Origin of the sequence: Sphingomonas immobilis (assembly GCF_030580995.1) — a bacterium.
GTDB lineage: Bacteria > Pseudomonadota > Alphaproteobacteria > Sphingomonadales > Sphingomonadaceae > Sphingomonas > Sphingomonas immobilis.
The window spans coordinates 88,759-104,127 of sequence record NZ_JAUQSZ010000011.1 but is presented as its reverse complement, the minus strand read 5'-3'; the positions used below and the strand labels follow the sequence as shown (position 1 = coordinate 104,127).

Annotated in this window: 15 protein-coding genes and 1 tRNA gene; 4 read left to right on the top strand and 12 right to left on the bottom strand. The window is 68.1% G+C overall.

Annotated features, from left to right (window positions below):
* Positions 1-93: 93 nt before the first annotated feature.
* The 4 genes from Q5H94_RS15625 to Q5H94_RS15610 form a co-directional block, all read right to left on the bottom strand.
* Entirely contained in the window at positions 94-447 is a 354-nt protein-coding gene (locus tag Q5H94_RS15625; RefSeq protein WP_304562225.1) for a DUF3768 domain-containing protein, read from the bottom strand.
* Positions 448-592: 145 nt separating this feature from the next.
* Positions 593-1,231, bottom strand: coding sequence for a hypothetical protein (locus Q5H94_RS15620; RefSeq protein ID WP_304562224.1), 639 nt, complete (start codon positions 1,229-1,231; stop codon positions 593-595).
* A 328-nt stretch (positions 1,232-1,559) separates the two neighbouring features.
* Positions 1,560-2,825, bottom strand: a complete 1,266-nt coding sequence (locus Q5H94_RS15615) for a tyrosine-type recombinase/integrase (protein WP_304562223.1) — start codon at positions 2,823-2,825, stop codon at positions 1,560-1,562.
* A 191-nt stretch (positions 2,826-3,016) separates the two neighbouring features.
* Positions 3,017-3,106: transfer RNA gene (locus Q5H94_RS15610), tRNA-Ser, on the bottom strand.
* Positions 3,107-3,289: 183 nt separating this feature from the next.
* On the opposite strand from Q5H94_RS15610, the gene Q5H94_RS15605 reads away from it, so the two are divergent.
* From Q5H94_RS15605 to Q5H94_RS15595, 3 genes are all read left to right on the top strand, one after another.
* Positions 3,290-4,114 (top strand): DUF1134 domain-containing protein, encoded by an 825-nt coding sequence (locus tag Q5H94_RS15605; RefSeq protein ID WP_304562222.1) that lies wholly within the window; start codon positions 3,290-3,292, stop codon positions 4,112-4,114.
* Positions 4,115-4,265: 151 nt separating this feature from the next.
* Positions 4,266-4,688: a DoxX family protein gene (locus Q5H94_RS15600; protein ID WP_304562221.1), complete on the top strand. Its 423-nt coding sequence runs from the start codon at positions 4,266-4,268 to the stop codon at positions 4,686-4,688.
* A complete protein-coding gene (locus tag Q5H94_RS15595) occupies positions 4,681-4,836 on the top strand; it encodes a hypothetical protein (protein WP_304562220.1) in 156 nt (51 codons plus the stop codon). The genes Q5H94_RS15600 and Q5H94_RS15595 overlap by 8 nt, the downstream gene beginning before the upstream one ends.
* Before the next feature lie 2 nt (positions 4,837-4,838).
* On the opposite strand, the gene pyrC is transcribed toward Q5H94_RS15595, so the two are convergent.
* Positions 4,839-5,876 (bottom strand): dihydroorotase, encoded by a 1,038-nt coding sequence (gene pyrC / locus Q5H94_RS15590; protein WP_304562219.1) that lies wholly within the window; start codon positions 5,874-5,876, stop codon positions 4,839-4,841.
* 74 nt (positions 5,877-5,950) lie between these two features.
* Here pyrC and ygfZ point away from each other — a divergent pair, with 74 nt between their 5' ends.
* Complete coding sequence (gene ygfZ, locus Q5H94_RS15585; RefSeq protein WP_304562218.1) at positions 5,951-6,661, top strand: CAF17-like 4Fe-4S cluster assembly/insertion protein YgfZ; 711 nt, start codon at positions 5,951-5,953, stop codon at positions 6,659-6,661.
* Here the strand turns inward: ygfZ and Q5H94_RS15580 are convergent, their stop codons facing one another.
* The 7 genes from Q5H94_RS15580 to Q5H94_RS15550 all read right to left on the bottom strand — a co-directional run bounded on the left by Q5H94_RS15580 (position 6,662) and on the right by Q5H94_RS15550 (position 15,341).
* The gene (locus tag Q5H94_RS15580) at positions 6,662-7,522 is read right to left on the bottom strand and encodes a DUF4253 domain-containing protein (RefSeq protein ID WP_304562217.1); all 861 of its coding nucleotides are present in this window, start codon (positions 7,520-7,522) and stop codon (positions 6,662-6,664) included. It lies immediately after the preceding gene.
* Positions 7,523-7,677: 155 nt separating this feature from the next.
* Positions 7,678-8,781 (bottom strand): OmpA family protein, encoded by a 1,104-nt coding sequence (locus Q5H94_RS15575; RefSeq protein ID WP_304562216.1) that lies wholly within the window; start codon positions 8,779-8,781, stop codon positions 7,678-7,680.
* Between the two features lie 136 nt (positions 8,782-8,917).
* Positions 8,918-9,421 carry a DUF2793 domain-containing protein gene (locus Q5H94_RS15570; RefSeq protein ID WP_304562215.1) on the bottom strand — a complete coding sequence of 168 codons (504 nt, stop codon included), beginning with the start codon at positions 9,419-9,421 and terminating at the stop codon, positions 8,918-8,920.
* Position 9,422: 1 nt separating this feature from the next.
* Complete coding sequence (locus tag Q5H94_RS15565; RefSeq protein WP_304562214.1) at positions 9,423-11,594, bottom strand: phage tail protein; 2,172 nt, start codon at positions 11,592-11,594, stop codon at positions 9,423-9,425.
* Between the two features lie 2 nt (positions 11,595-11,596).
* Positions 11,597-11,944, bottom strand: a complete 348-nt coding sequence (locus Q5H94_RS15560; protein WP_304562213.1) for a peptidoglycan endopeptidase — start codon at positions 11,942-11,944, stop codon at positions 11,597-11,599.
* A 152-nt stretch (positions 11,945-12,096) separates the two neighbouring features.
* Positions 12,097-12,903 (bottom strand): DUF2163 domain-containing protein, encoded by an 807-nt coding sequence (locus tag Q5H94_RS15555; RefSeq protein WP_304562212.1) that lies wholly within the window; start codon positions 12,901-12,903, stop codon positions 12,097-12,099.
* Between the two features lie 182 nt (positions 12,904-13,085).
* Positions 13,086-15,341, bottom strand: coding sequence for a DUF2460 domain-containing protein (locus Q5H94_RS15550; RefSeq protein ID WP_304562211.1), 2,256 nt, complete (start codon positions 15,339-15,341; stop codon positions 13,086-13,088).
* Positions 15,342-15,369 lie beyond the last annotated feature (28 nt).

Below are 15,369 nucleotides of genomic sequence, written 5' to 3'. Positions count from 1 at the left end.
TTCGAGGTTCCTACGCCTCCCCCGCGGGACTTACCGCAGGTATGATCGGTATGCTGGGACGGTGCCAAAACCGCAAGTGCGTGCATCGTCATCCTAGAGATCCGACGCGGTCATGATCGTCATGACCCGGCGTGTGACTTCGGGATTGGCGCTGTCAGGCGAGCCAAATTCTAGGTTCTGGTCGTACGCGTCGATCTTCCAGAAATACGGCGCACCATCGAGTTCGACCTTGCCGAAATCGTGCTCTCCCCACGGGTCGTTGTCGGCTGTGAAATCGGCAAACTGCTGAATTTCAGACATCAGCCGACCCACCGCGCACGTTGCGAGCCCGGCGACTGCTGCGGTGAGATAAATGCTGCCGCCATGACCGGTCGTGCGAAGTTGGTCGTTTAGTGATCGAATGCGCTCTGCGCGTTGGGCGTGCGCCATCCCGTCATGGCCATCCATGCCATTCCCCTTTCAAATGCTGTCTGATCGTGCCGCTCGGCAGTTGGTCGAGCCGGGCATGTGCTGAGCGGCCGTTTCCAACGAGGCGGCATCGAATGTCGCGACGAAAATACGCGCTCGCATGCCGCCCGCCGGCGCTGCCGAATTAGGGGCGCTTGGCCGCAGCGCGGACCTTCTCGAGTAGTTTATCGAGCTCGCCCTTCGCCGCGATGGCCTTTTCCAGCGCTTTCCCGACCGGTGCCAGCGCGGCATCCAGATCGTTCTGCTCGAAGCCCTGCGCCAGCAATTCGGCGGGTATGTCGATCGGTACGAAGAACTGCTGGTCGGTTTCATCCCGGACGAACCCGAGCTTCAGCAATTCCGCCACCGCCTTGTCGTCGCGCAATGTCACCTTCGACAGATCGCGCAGACCGTTGCGGAACATCAGTTCGATGCAGAGCTGCGTCGGCCCCGCCTTGACCGCCGCCGCGAGCCAAGAGTGGTCGCGATCGTCCTCGTCGGCCGAGAATTCCGACAATTCGAGCCACATGTCGCCGATGCCGACGCCGCGCGTCATTTTCCATTCGGGGCATACGATCTGCGCCGACGATCCGGCTTCGATCACCTGCCACGGCGGCGTCGCGATCTTGGTGATGAGTTGCACGGCTTCCAGCATTATGCGGTCGCTGACCGGACCCGCTGCGTGATAAAAATCCGCCTCGATCTCGGCGATGTTGCGGATGACCCGCGCCGACAGTTGTACGTTATCGCGCCGTGCGATCTTGGTCCGCTGTTCGTGATTCATTTTTCGCAATCCTTCACACTGTTGGAGGGCCGCTAAGGGACCTCCTCCGGATCGAAATCCGATGTGCGGCAGACTGCGAGCATCCTAGACGTACTGCTTAATCGTCGGACACACGTGATCTCCTGGCCGGGGTGCACCCGACCATCCCTTCGCGGAACTCAGTTGGAAACAGCGTCGAGACCGGCTTGGCCGTCGTGCAGAACGCAAACACGGCATGCAATTCCGGCGCTCAACGTGTCACGATTTGTAGTGGATTCAGCGAAAAAGTCAAAAATGGCCGAAAAGCTGGCGAATTTTACAGACTATAAATCGGATACTTAGATCATTTCTAGGATGCTGGCGCGTGATTCGCAAGGTCCGATGGCAGAGATGCCGGAAGGCAGTAATCCGCCCATGCAGCCATCACCTCTCGCCGCTTTTCGAGCGCCGTCCCCCGACGATATGCGCGTTCCACTGCGGAGGCGACGGTATGGGCGAGGGCCATCTCGATTTCCTCGCGGGCGAACTGCGTCTTCTCGCCGGCCCAGTCCCGGAAGGTCGAGCGGAAGCCGTGCACGGTGATGTCGTCTCGCTCCATTCGCTTCAGCAACTGCGACAGCGCCATGTCCGACAGCGAACCGCCTCGCGGAGCGGGGAAAACAAAATCGGTCGGTTTGAACTTGTCGGGCCGGCACGTTTCCAAGATTGCCAACGCGGCGTCGCTCAACGGCACCTCGTGCGTAACGCTCGCCTTCATACGGCTCGCCGGAACCGTCCAAAGCTTGGCCTCCATGTCGACCTCCGACCATGTCATGCCACGTGCTTCGCCGGAACGCGCTGCGGTCAGGATCGTGAATTCAAGCGCCCGTGCTGCGATTGCAGGACGTTTGCCGAGGACGGCCATGAAAGTGGCGATCTCAGCGAACGGCAGGGCGGGATGGTGCTTGACCGAAGCCTTGCTCCGTTTGGGCAGCAAGAGTTCGAGATGACCGCGACCACGCGCCGGATTTTCGCCGGACCGCAATCCTTTGACCTTTGCCGCATCGAGAACGCGCTCGACGCGACCACGAACACGCGACGCCGTCTCCGGCTTGCTCAGCCAGATCGGCTGGAGGATCGCGAGAATATTTTCTGTGGTGACGTCGGCGATCGGTGTGTCGAACAAGGGCTGCGCATAGGTTGTCAGCGTGTTGCGCCATTGCTGGCGGTGTTTGGGATTCTTGAAGCCGTCCTCGATGTCCGCGACCAAATCCATGGCAAATTTACCGAACGTCACCGCCGGCTTGATGACAGCTGTGGTACGAGAGCGCTCGGCGCGGGGGTCCTTGCCGTCGATCAACATCGACCGGATCTTGCCTGCTTTCTCCCGAGCCTTCGAGAGAGAAATGTCGAGCGCCGAGCCTAACCCGAGTTCAATGCGCTTACCGTCGAGTGTTCCGATATAAAACCAAGAGCGTCCTGAGGGTCGGACTCGAAGATACAAACCGCCCCCATCTGAATAGACGTTGGGCTCGGCCGGAGCCCTTTGCTCATCGAGCGGTTTTTTCGGGTCCGGCAGCCACAAGAGTGCCTCGACCTGTTTAACGTTGAGTTTGTTACGCGCGCGCGAGGCCATGATTCTCGTGATAAAGCACGACTAGCTCGATTCAAGCCATAATTTTAGCCATAGTTATGGCGGCCGACCTGCGAACGATCACGGCGAACTAACGCGAACCGAAAAACTCCAAAAGTCTTTGTAATTCCGTTGCTTGTTAGTGCTCTGCGTGGTTCGCCGAAGTTCGCGATGGCCCGCAGAAGTACGGCACCTGGCGGAGACGGAGGGATTCGAACCCTCGGTACGGTTTCCCGTACGACGCTTTAGCAAAGCGTTGGTTTCAGCCACTCACCCACGTCTCCGGCGCTCGGCAGATCGGGGGCTATAGCGGGGCGATCCCTCACGATCAACCGCTCGCGTTGCCGGCTTCCGAAGCGCCGCCCCGGCACCTCGGCTCGAAATCGATTCGGCTCGCCGCATGGTTCATTGCGGGTCAAGGTGCCGCGGCGCTACGCTGGGGAATCCAGTCTGGGGGGACATGCGCGATGCGCACGCATTTGGTTCGTTTTTCGTTGATCGGCGCCGCGCTCGCGGTCGTCGCGGCGCCGCTCATCGCGCAGGTGCGCACGATCGATCCCAACCAGGCGATCGATTCCGACCTGCGCCGCCCCGCGCCGACGTACCCGACGCCGAACTATCCCGCGCCGACTCCGCAACCCCCCGCCAGCGACGTGCCGCGCTACGGCGATCCCGTGCCCGCGGAGACCAACACCAGCGTCACGCCGGGGCCCTACAATCCGCAATCCTCCGCCACGCCGGTGCCTTATGCCGACAGCAACCAGCCGCAGGGCTATCGTACCGAGGCGGAGATCGCCGCCGGCACCGCCGACACCTTCAAGCGCGAGGAACTGCTGCGCGCCGCCGAGGGCACGTTCGGGCGCGGCGCGGCCGGTCTCTCGGGCATCCTCGAACGCACGCTGAAGGAACAGGGCGAGCCCAACGCCTATATCGCCGGCAGCGAGGGCGCGGGCGCGGTCGTGGTCGGCCTGCGCTACGGTCGCGGCCGGATGTTCCACAAGATCGAGGGCGAGATGCCGATCTACTGGACCGGGCCGTCGGTCGGCTTCGATCTCGGCGGCGACGCCAACAAGGTGTTCGTGCTGGTCTACAATCTCTACGATACGGAAGAGGCCTATCGCCGCTTCCCGGCGGGAGAGGGCCGCATCTATTTCGTCGGCGGCTTCGCGGCGACGTATCTGCGGCGCGGCAATATCGTGATGATCCCGATCCGCCTCGGCGTCGGCTGGCGGCAGGGCGTGAACATCGGGTACATGAAGTTCAGCCATAAGAGCCGGTGGTTTCCGCTCTAAGGCGGCTGGCGGCGTGCCGCCGCCTGACTCGCCGTGGAGCCGGCCGGCGGGCGTGAGCCCGGCCGACGACGCGGCTTCGTCGCGGCGCTGACCCAAGGTGCGCGGAAGCCGACGGCATGGGCAAAGCCCACGTCCGGTGCTAGGGAGAGCCGTGCCCCCAGCCCCCCTCCGCACCACTCTGCGCTACCTCCTCGCCGCGGCCTACCTGGCCGCCGGCGTCATCCACATCCTCGCCCCCGCCCCCTTCGTCGCGATCACGCCGGATTGGGTTCCCCACCCGCGCGAGGTGGTCCTGATCACCGGTGTCTGCGAGATCGCGGGCAGCCTCGCCCTGCTCACCCCGAACGCGCGCCTGCGCCGCCTCGCCGGCATCCTGCTCGCGCTCTACGCGGTCTGCGTGTTTCCTGCGAACATCAAGCACGCGCTCGACTATATCGAATACGGCAAGGGCGCGCTGACCTTGTGGTATCATGTGCCGCGCCTCATGTTTCAGCCGGTGATCGTGTGGGGGTGCCTGTTCGCAGGGTGCGCGATCGACTGGCCCTTCCGCCGCAGGAGTTCCCGCAATGGCTGACGACAGCGACGATATCATGATCGACACGCCAGACGGCCCGATGCGCTGGGCGGAGTGGAAGAAGAAGAACCCGGTGCAGATCCCCTCGCGCCGCACCAAGGGCAAGGATCTGCCCGTGAAGGTGAAGCGCTTTACCGAGAAGAAATAGCGCTACGCGACCACGCGCCAGCCGAGCGTCTCGCCGGCATGGAACGGCACCAGCGCCGTCTCGCCGCTCCCGACCCGTTCCGGCACCGCGACCGCACCGCGCTCCAGCGTCACCCGGCCCTCGTTGAGCGGCAATCCGTAGAAGTTCGGGCCATGGACCGAGGCGAACCCCTCGAACCGGTCGAGCGCGCCTTCCTCGTCGAACACCTGCAGGTAGCTCTCCAACGCGAACGGCGCATTGTAGATGCCGGCGCATCCGCACGCCGCTTCCTTGCGCCCCACGGCGTGCGGCGCGCTGTCGGTGCCGAGGAAGAATTTCGCCGAACCCGACACCGCTGCCGCGCGCACCGCCAGGCGGTGGCGCTCGCGCTTTACCACCGGCAGGCAATAGGCATGCGGCCGCAGCCCCCCGTCGAACAGGGCGTTGCGGTTGAGATGGAGGTGCTGCGGCGTGATCGTCGCCGCCACGGTCGGCGGCCCCGCCATCACGAAATCGACCGCCTCGGCGGTGGTGATATGCTCGAACACGATCTTCAGCGCCGGGAAATCGCGCACCAGCGGCGCGAGCGTGCGCTCGACGAACACCGCCTCGCGGTCGAAGATATCGACCGCGCGGTCGGTCACTTCGCCGTGGATGAGCAGCGGCATGCCGATCCGCTGCATCGTCTCGAGCACGTCGCCCAGCGCGCGAATATCGGTGACGCCGTGCGCGGAGTTGGTGGTCGCATGCGCGGGGTAGAGCTTGCACGCGGTGAACGCACCGCCCTCGAAACCGCGCGCAATTTCCCCGGCATCGGCGGCGTCGGTGAGGTAGCATGTCATCAGCGGCGTGAAGTCCACGCCCTCGGGCACCGCCGCCAGGATGCGCGCGCGATACGCCTCGGCCGCCGCGACGCTCGTCACCGGCGGCGTGAGATTGGGCATGACGATCGCGCGCGCGAACTGCGCGGCGGTATCGGGCACGACCGCGCGCAGCATCTCGCCGTCGCGCAGGTGGACATGCCAGTCGTCGGGGCGGCGGATCGTCAGGCGGTCGGTCATCGGCCCTGCCTAATCGCCCGTCACGCAAATCGCCAGCGCTTGGGATTCCGGGTCCGGCACCCTAGGTACGATTCATGACCGCAACCACGCTCGCCGACCGCTCCCTCATCCGCATTTCCGGGGAGGACGTGCGCGGCTTCCTGCAGGGTCTCGTCACGCAGGACGTGGCCAGCCTCGATACGAGCGCCCCGCGCTGGGGCGGGCTGCTCACCCCCCAGGGCAAGGCGCTCTACGATTTCCTGCTCTGGGCCGATGGCGAGGCGATCCTGATCGACTGCGAGACCGCCGCCGCCGAGACGCTGGCGAAGCGCCTCACTATGTATCGCCTCCGCCGCGCGATCACGATCGAACCCGCCCCCGGCGCAGTCCACTGGTCGCTCGAAGGTGACGCCACCTCCGACCCCCGCCTGCCCGAACTAGGCCGCCGCTGGCTCGGCGGAGCGGGCGAACCCGCGACCGGCTGGCACGCGCACCGCCTGTCGCTCGGCGTGACCGAAGGGCTGGAGGAACTCGGCAGCGACAAGACGCTCTGGCTCGAAGCCAACGCGCGCGAGCTGAACGGCGTCAGCTTCACCAAGGGCTGCTACGTCGGCCAGGAAAACACCGCCCGCATGCACCACCGCAGCAAGGTCAACCGCCGCCTGATGGTAGCTCCCCTCGGCGAGCCGAACGACAAGACCCGCACGACCTACCCCGACCTCGGCCTGATGGTAGACCTCCGCCGCGTGGAAGACCCCGGCGACGCGCTGATGCCGGCGTGGCTGGCGGCGGCGGTGGGCGACTAGTTAGTCCCACCAGAGATGCCACCAATCGGAGGCCATCAGCTCGGCGGCGAGTGCAGAAATCGTGCTCACGCCCTGATCGACGATATCGGGGCAATAACCATATTGCTCCCGCGCCAGTGCCCGCGCCGCCGCGCGGTCGCGTGGCCGTGTCGTCGCCCGCAGGTTCATCGTGTCGCCATTCACGCCGACGAGCACCGCGCCGGATGCCTCGTGCCATCTGCGCAGCGCCGCGACGTGATATTCCGGCGGCGGGCAGGCGTTCCAGCCGCCCCAGCGCAGATAGGCGGGCGCTTCCCAACCGCTGGCGGTCGGGAGGAGGACGATGTGTACGCGCTCATGGACTTTTCCCGAAATTACGTCGGAGATCAGCGTCGGTCCGGGCTGAACGTCGACGGCTGCGGGCCACGCGCCCTCCGGCGCCCGCAGGTCTTGCGGCCGGTACGCGCCGGACCATTTCTGCAGATCGGCGGGGAAGCGCAATCGCGCTGCCGCCGCGAGGATATCCTTCGGGCTGCGGGCATCAAGACCCGGCACGACAACCCCTGAAACCGAAGGATCGGCCATCGTGAACTGGTCGACGATCCGCTCGAGATCGTCGTCGCCGCCGACGATGACCGGCCAGCCGCGCCCCGAGCGGCTCAGCTTCTCCCATTCGGCCAGCGCGTCGCCGCCGGGCACGGTCAACCGTTCGTACGGAAACGCAGCCATCATGCGCGCGTGCATCGCCTCGTAATCGGCGCGTTGCTTCGGCGAGAGCTGGCTGAGGTCAGGCGGGAACGGCCGGGCGGATGCGGCGCGCGTCGTGATCGCAATCGCCGTCGCGCCGAAGAAACCCAGCGCGGATCGTCGCGTCAGCTGCATCGGCGGAAAGTCGCACGCTTAAGGGGAACGCCGCAATCCCCTTCGCCTGCGATTGTCGGGCCCCGAACCCGACGGTCCGCATACGGCACAAACAAAAAGGGGGCCGCCGAAGCGACCCCCTCTCTGTTTCGTACCCCTTCGGGTCGAGATCGAGCTTACTGGCCCGAACCCGGTCCGTAGGTGATCTCCACGCGACGGTTCTGGACCTCGCGGACACCGTCCGCGGTCTGAACGCGCAGGTGGGCGGGGTCTTCGCCGAACGCCTGGGTCGTGACGTTCGCCTCGGGGATCGAGTGCGACGACAGATAGGCCTTCACCGAGTCCGCACGGCGCTGCGAGAGACCGACGTTGTAGGTCGGCTTGCCCGAGCGATCCGCGAAGCCTGCCAGCATGACCTGGGCATTGCCGCACGAAGCGTACTGCGAGATCGCGTTGTCGAGGATCGACGCCGCTTCCGGCGTGATGTCCGACTTGTCCCACTCGAAGAACACGATGAACGGTCCCGGCGAGCAGGGCGCAGCAACCGGAGGCGGCGGCGGCGGGGTCGGCTCGGCCGGCGGCGGGGGCGGCGGTGCCGGCGGCAGCGGCTCTTCCGGCGCACCGAAGTTGTACGTCAGGCCACCGAGCAGGCTGTGCGAGCGGAAGCGCGTGTTGTACTGCGAACCGGCCGCGGAGATCAGCTTGACGTTGTCGGCGTTGAAGAAACGATACTTCAGCGAGACATCGACATGCTTCGACAGCGGCGCGCGAACGCCGGCCAGGCCCTGCCAGGCAAACACGGTGTCGCTGTCGTCGAGGAAGGCGTTCGCCGAACCCGGGATGCGATAGCCGCCCGCACGAACGCGGGCGACGCCGACGCCGCCGCCGACAAAGCCCTGAACGCCGTTGTCGTCACCGAAGTCGAGCAGGCCGTTGACCATGAAGCTCAGCGCGGAATTGTTGCCGAACGAGTTGTACGAACCCGCCGGCAGGCCGGGGATGGTGATGTTGGTCGTGTAGTTCTTGATCGTCGCACGCTTGTAGCCGACTTCGGCTTCAAGACGGAACGCGCCGAGATCGTAACCGATCACGCCGTCGACGTCATACCCGTTGCGGCTCTTCAGCGTCGAAGCGCTGGGAACCGTCCCGATGTCGAACTTCAGATTCTCGACGATCATCCCGCCGCCTTCAACGCCGACGTACCACGACTTGTCGCGGGCCAGAGCAGGCGTTGCAAGAGCAGTGGAGGCGAGCGCGATGATTACGGCAAGCTTCCGCATAGAAATCCCCTTTCATTCGGTGTCACATGGACAGCCCAAACTCCCTAGTCCGACAGGGGTTTCCGTGCAAGCGAACAAATTTCCCAAACTGTTGCAGATGCGCAACATAAAGCCTGCGGGGCCGGGTTTTCGCCGCCTAGGCGGCGATCAGGCCGTGCTCCCGCAATGCAGCGAGGATCGCGCCGATCGCCGTGCGCGCCTCCGCATCGACGGTCGCGCCGCCCGCCGGCCCGGCGATCGCCGCCAGCCGCGCGCCGATCACCTTCGTACCGTCGATCTCGACGCGCGCGCCGCGGATCACCCCGGTCGACCAGCCGCCGTCCAGAAACCGCGCCGCCGCGCCGTCGGCCACGCTCCATACCGCGCACCCCTCGGGCGGCGCGACGAATCGCCAGCCCCCCGCCGTCCATCCCGCCAGCGCGTTCGCCTGCCCGCTCCACGCTCCCGCCGGCGCAGCGCCCACGATCCAGCATTGCCCCGCCACCGGCGCAGGCGGCGGCGTGTTCACCTCCACCGCCATCACCACGGGCTGAACCGTCATGTCGATCAGCGTCAGCGCCTCGTTATGCGTCAGTTCCTTCTGCGCCTGCCCCGCGCTCAGCAACGGCAGCTTCAGGCGATTCGTGGTGTCGTCGCTCATCTCAACCCTCCCAATGGCCTATGTTGATCTCCGCCGCCGGCGATTCGCCCGCCGCGCCGGTCTGGCGGACGGTGACACGCAACCCCGTCCCGCGCTCGGCCGCCGTCACGGTCCATTCGGGCGCGCTCGTCTCGACGATCCGCGCCACGCCGCCGGACTCGATCGTCAGCCGGTACGCCTCGCGCTCCTCGGCGAGCGGCGCATCGACCCCGTCGATCCAGCGCCACCCCGCCCGGCTCCGCCGCGTCCAGCGCAGAAACACGTCGCCCCCGCCCAGCTCGACTGCGCGCAGGCCCACCGGCGCGGGCGGCAGCACCGACAGGCCCGTCATCCCCGCCGTCACGCTCACCGGCCCGCCGGTATCGCCGATGCCCGATGCGATTACCCGCACCGCCCGGCCGAGGGCGGAGAGCGGCAGGTCGATCGCCACGCTCGCATCGGCCGACAGCAGGACGAAGCGGTCGCCCACCGCCTGCGTGCCGATCGCGCCCTCGGTGCCGCGCCGCCCGCGCCACAGCGTCGACAGCCGCCAGCGCCGCGCGGCCACCTGCGTGGCCGCACCGAACTGGATCAGCTCCTCGCCCAGCAGCGCGACATTCGCGCCCATGTCGAGCGCCCGCCCATCCGCCCCCGACAGCGCCATGCCCGCATGCGCCAGCTCCACCTCGACCACGGATCGCCGGTCGATCAGCGCCGCCCCCGTCGCGATCGGCAGCGACACGATCGTACCGATCACCGCCGGAGCCGCCGTCGCTCCCGCCGCGACCCAGCGCTCGCCATCGTCCACACTGTATAACAAGGCCGCGCGCCGCCACCCCGGCGCGGTCCCCGCCGCCGCCACCGTCAGCCGCGGTGCCGCCAGCGTCTCGTCGCCCAGCGGCGGGATCTCGAAGGCATGCAGGATCGTCGCCCCCGCCAGCCGGTCGGGCGCGCTCACCACCCGTCCGGGGCTGGCGGGCAAGGCCGGCGAGGACACCGGCAACCGCACGCACTCCAGCGACAGCACCATCTTCTCCAGGCTCCAGCCGCTCACCCGCCACGTCCCGCGCACCCCCGCGATCGTCACGCATGCGCCGGGCGACACGCCCAGCGCATCCCAGCCGAGCGTCACCGTCCGCCGCTCGCGCGCCGCTTCGGCCCGCGCCAGCGCCCCCTCCGCCATCGCCTTGGCCGCATCGGCACCCAGCACGGCGGGCATCTCGATCCGCGTCTCGCGTGTGCCCGCCCCCGGCCGCCGCGCGCGCTGCACGCCCGTCTGATAATCGCGCGCCGGATCGTAATACGAGAGCGAGAGCGCATGCGGCACCGTCTCGATCGCCGCGGCACTCCGCCGTCCGCGCGCGCCGTGGTCCGCCCCCTCCGCCACGCCGTCGTCGGCGATCTCGCGCTCCGCCGCCGCCGTCGCCCGCATCGCGAGGCCACCGCCGACGGGCACGAACCACGCCCCCGCCGCCTGCCCCAGCGTCTCCGCCACCGCCCGCACGCTGTCGCCGTAAGCCGCGAAGCCCGGCAACGGCAGCGCCGCATCCGCCCCGTCGATCGCCCCGCCCGAAAGCTCGTCCGCGATCGCCCCCGCCGCCACCGGGCCGGCATCGCCGATCACCTCGAACGTCAGCGAGGGGATGCGGTTGCCGTAATCCGCGAGCTGCAGAGTCTCGAACACCGCATAGGCCAATCCGCGGTGCGCCGGTGCCAGCCCCGCCCCTTCCGCCGAAGCGATCAACGGGTCCGCCGCCTGATCCTCGCCGCCCTGATGCAGCCGGAACACGCACGACACCTTGAAGTCGCCCGCAGCCCCGCGCAGCAGCTTCCCGTCCGCCCAGATCCGCCCGACACCCGAAACCGGCCGCCCCGACAGCGCCACCGCGAAGCTCGCCGCATAGCTGTAGCTCGTCAGCGTCGGCTGGCCCTTGCCCGTGCTCTGCGTGTCGCGGCTCTCGATCAGGTCGGTCGACCAGATCACGCAGCCCGCCACGCGCATCGTCCCGAACACCTTCTGGATCGGCGTGCCGTAGGACGAGACCTGCACCGCGAGCTCGGTGAGGCGCGGCCCCTGCCGGCCGGGCGGCTTGAACAGCACGTCGCGGTCGATCGCCTGCCCCGCGATCGCGCCGATCGCCGCGCCGACCGGCCCGAACAGCCCGCCGATCGTCGTCAGCACCAAAGTCGCCATGATTAATCCTCCCAACGCCACGCCGCGACCAGCGGCCACGGCGCATCGCCCGGCCGCTCGACCACCCGCCGCAGCATCGCATCGGCATGGACGATCCCGCCCGGCACCATCACCGCGAGATGGAACTGCCCCGCCCCCGCCATGAACAACAGCAGGTCGCCAGGCACAGGCGCGGCCACGCGCATCAACCCGGTCGCATCGATCGCCACCGCCGGATCGCCCCCACGCAGCGCATATCCGTCGGGTATCGCGGCCCGACACCCCGCCGCCCGCATCGCCAGCCCCGCCAGCCCCACGCAATCGAGCCCGAACGCGGGGTCGCGCCCCTGAAACCGGAACCGCGCCCCCACCGCCCCCCGCGCCGCCGCGACAGCGCGCTGCCCTCGCTGATCCCCAGCGAAGGCTGGGGCCCAGTCGGGAGACGCCTCTTGGCTGATGCTGCGCGCCGTTGGCTCGACCTTCGAGACTGGGCCCCAGCCTTCGCTGGGGATCACCCTCTTCATCACGCCCCCGGATACCGCGTCAGCAGGTCGATCCCCGGCAGATACGGCTCGCCGCGAAAGTTCGCCGCGTTCCCGAACCGCCCCGCGCACGTCGCCAGCCTTTTGTCGCACCCCTCGATCACCTCGACGAGCGCCCCCACCGGATCGAAAACCGGCGCGCCTCGCAACGTCACTGTCTCTCCCGCCGAGGCGGCGACCGCGCTCTCCAGCCCGCCGTTCCCGCCCCCGATCCAGCGCAGCAGCCCGCCGCCATAGACATCCGCCGCCGCGGCGGCATCGAGCGTCATCACCGTATCCTCCGCCGCCACCACGCGCGCGAACCGCCGCCGCCCCGCCATCGCCACGCGGCACCTCTTGTCGCCCAGCTCCGCGCGGCATTCGGCGGAGGTCTCCTCCACCATCGCCCGCTCCAGCACGCCGCTCGCCCCGCGCAGTTCGGCGGTGAAGCCGCCGTCCTTCGTCTCGACCGCCCCGATCGCCCCCTCGCCGAGATCGACGCGCGACGCATCCGCCCCCGTCCAGTCCACCGCGAACAGCATCACCCGCGCCCCGTCCCACCGCCCCGCCAGCAGATCGCGTTCGCTGATCGCCGCACTGGTCAGCGCCCCCGTCACGTCCATCGTGTCGGCCTCGAGCCCCTCGCCGCGCTTGATCGCCGAGGGCGTCATCCCCGGCGCGGCGCGATGCACCAGCCCGTCGACGACGAGGTCGCGGTCATGCGCCGTCAGCCCGATCGCCACCCCATCCCGCCGCTCGATCCGCCAGCACAAGGCGATCGTGGTGAGCGTGCCTTCGAGGAATGTCATGAGATGTCTCCCGCTCTCTCAAATCCTCTCCCGCTTTCGCGGGAGAGGCAGCGCAGACTTGGGTCGCGTTCTTCACGCGGCCCTAGTCGGAGCCGGTGAGGGTCTTCTTTTGGTCCGCCGTCGAAAGAAGAAGACCCTCCCCCGCCCCTCCCGCGAAGGCGGGAGGGGTGAAGTGCGAAAGCCTACCCCTCCCGCACCTCCACGAGAGGCACGCTCGCCGCAGCCCCCGCGAGAAACGTCGCGCGCGTCACGCTCAGCCGGTCCTCGGCGAAGCGCACCGCGACGTCGAACAGATAGCCCGCCGTCACCACCGCCCCGTCGCCCGGCGCCGCATCCAGCTCGACGAACCCGCCCGCCACCACCGAAAACGCCGAGGTCTCCACCCCGTCCACGGCCACCTTCACGCTCCCGGAAACCGGCCGCGTGATCCGCCGCACCGCCTCCCCGTACGCCTTGACCAGAGCGAAGCGCGTATTCACCCCGTCCCCAACCCCGATCCGCTGATCCAGCGCCGTCCCCGCGCCTGACGACCAGTCGAACGGATCGCGCAACCGGAAGCCCCGCGCCGGCCCCATCCTTGCGCGAAAGAACGCCAGCAGCGCCTGGATATCCGCCTCGGACCGCACCCCCGGCCCGACGTCATAGCGTGTCCGCGCCGCCGCCCAGCTCGCATTGCGCGCCTCGTGCCCGCCTGCGCTCGTCACGATCGCGGTGGAATATTCCGGCGCGACCTCCGCCTCGCGTCCCAGCGCGACCGGGAACAGCACGTCGTCGAATGGCTGCACGTCCGCCTCCTCCTCCTGAAAATGTACGAACCCGTCGCGCATCACCTGCGGCAGCGCCCAGACGAAGGCGTGCCGCACGCCCCGCGCCCGCGCCGCCTCCGCCGCCGCATCGATCTCACGCCAGTCGGCGAACTGGTCAGGCCGCAGCACGAAGCCCGAGAAATAATCGGTCGCCCCGGTCGCGTAGCCCAGCCGCGCCTGCGCCGCCGCGACGCTCCGCGCGGTCGCCGCGGCATTGCCCGCGACGACGTAATCATAATCCTCGAGCTGCAGCACATCGAACGCGGGCGCCGCCCACCCGAGCGGCAGATTCGCCCGCGCGATCTCGTCCTGCACCCCCGGCAGATACGCCAGCAGATGCGTCTCGCACGCCGCAGGCAGGCTCGCCACCAGTGCCGCCGTCGACGCCGCCAGCACCGCCCCCGCCGCATCGAGCAAAGCCTTCTGCGGCGCGCTCAGGCTCCCGCGCACATCGGCGATCTCGACCGGATCGAGCACAGCCCGCGCCGCATCGTCATACAGGCACGGCCTTCCATCGGGCATCACCCACCACCACGGCTCCCCGACCTGGAACTTCGGCGAAAGCCCCGCCGCCACCGCGATCGCGATCACCTCCGCAGCCACCGCCCGCAGATAGGCCATCGCCCCCGCATGCGCCGGCGACAGCAACGCCGAGGGCGGCTCCCACCCCGTCAGCGCGGGCGACCCGTCCCAGGCCCGCTGCTTCCACCCCGCCGGGCAATGCGCGTCGAACAGCTCGTAACTGAGCGACCAGATCACGTCATACCCCAGCGCAGCACAGCGCGCAGCAAAGTCGCGCTGCCACGCCGCCGCCGCCACATTCAGCGCCCCGCCGTCCAGGCTCGCCGACCCGTCCGCGCCGAGCCGGAAATAATGGCTCATCCCGAGATAGTGCGTGATCGCCCCGCGATAGCCGAGCTGCAGCGCGTTCCGCAGCACCCGCGCCGGCGTCAGGTGATAGCTGTCGTCATAGCCGCTCGCGATGCACAACCCATGCTCCGGCACCACCACGTCGCCGATCGCCAGCACCGCGCCCGATCCCTCGCAGGCGATCTCGCTGATCTCGACCCACCCCTCGGTCGCAGCGGGAAGCGCCGCGTCGCTCCCGTCATAGCCCGGCGGCACGATCGACAGGAACATCCGGTCGACATCCCCCGCCCACACCGGGTCCGCCTCGCCCGGCAACAGGAAGCCGCCGTTGACCGCAGCAAAATCCACCACAACCGCAGCATCGTCGGGCACCCCGACCGCATAATTCCACAACCGCACGAACCACGCGCGGGGATCGCCCGCCGCATCGCGCCCCTCGATCGTCAGCACCGGGCCGTTGACCGCATCGAGCGCGATCACCCCGCCGGACCGCCACCGGAACGCCAGCCGGCACCCGCGAAAATCCCGGCGCGTCTCGTACTTCAGCAGCGGATGATCGTGCCCGTCCTCCGCCTCCCAGATCACCCCCGCAAGATCGTCCCGACGATAGAACACCGCATCCACCCGCAACGCATCCGCCGCGATAGTGGTGACCGCCGCCATCATCGGCCGCGGAAAATTCACCGTCCAGAACCGCGGATCGAACCGCGAGATCACGCCTTCGGATTGCACCGTCCGCTGCGATGCCAGCCAGAATGCCATGCGGCTTCCTCCCAATTTGACTTTGGAT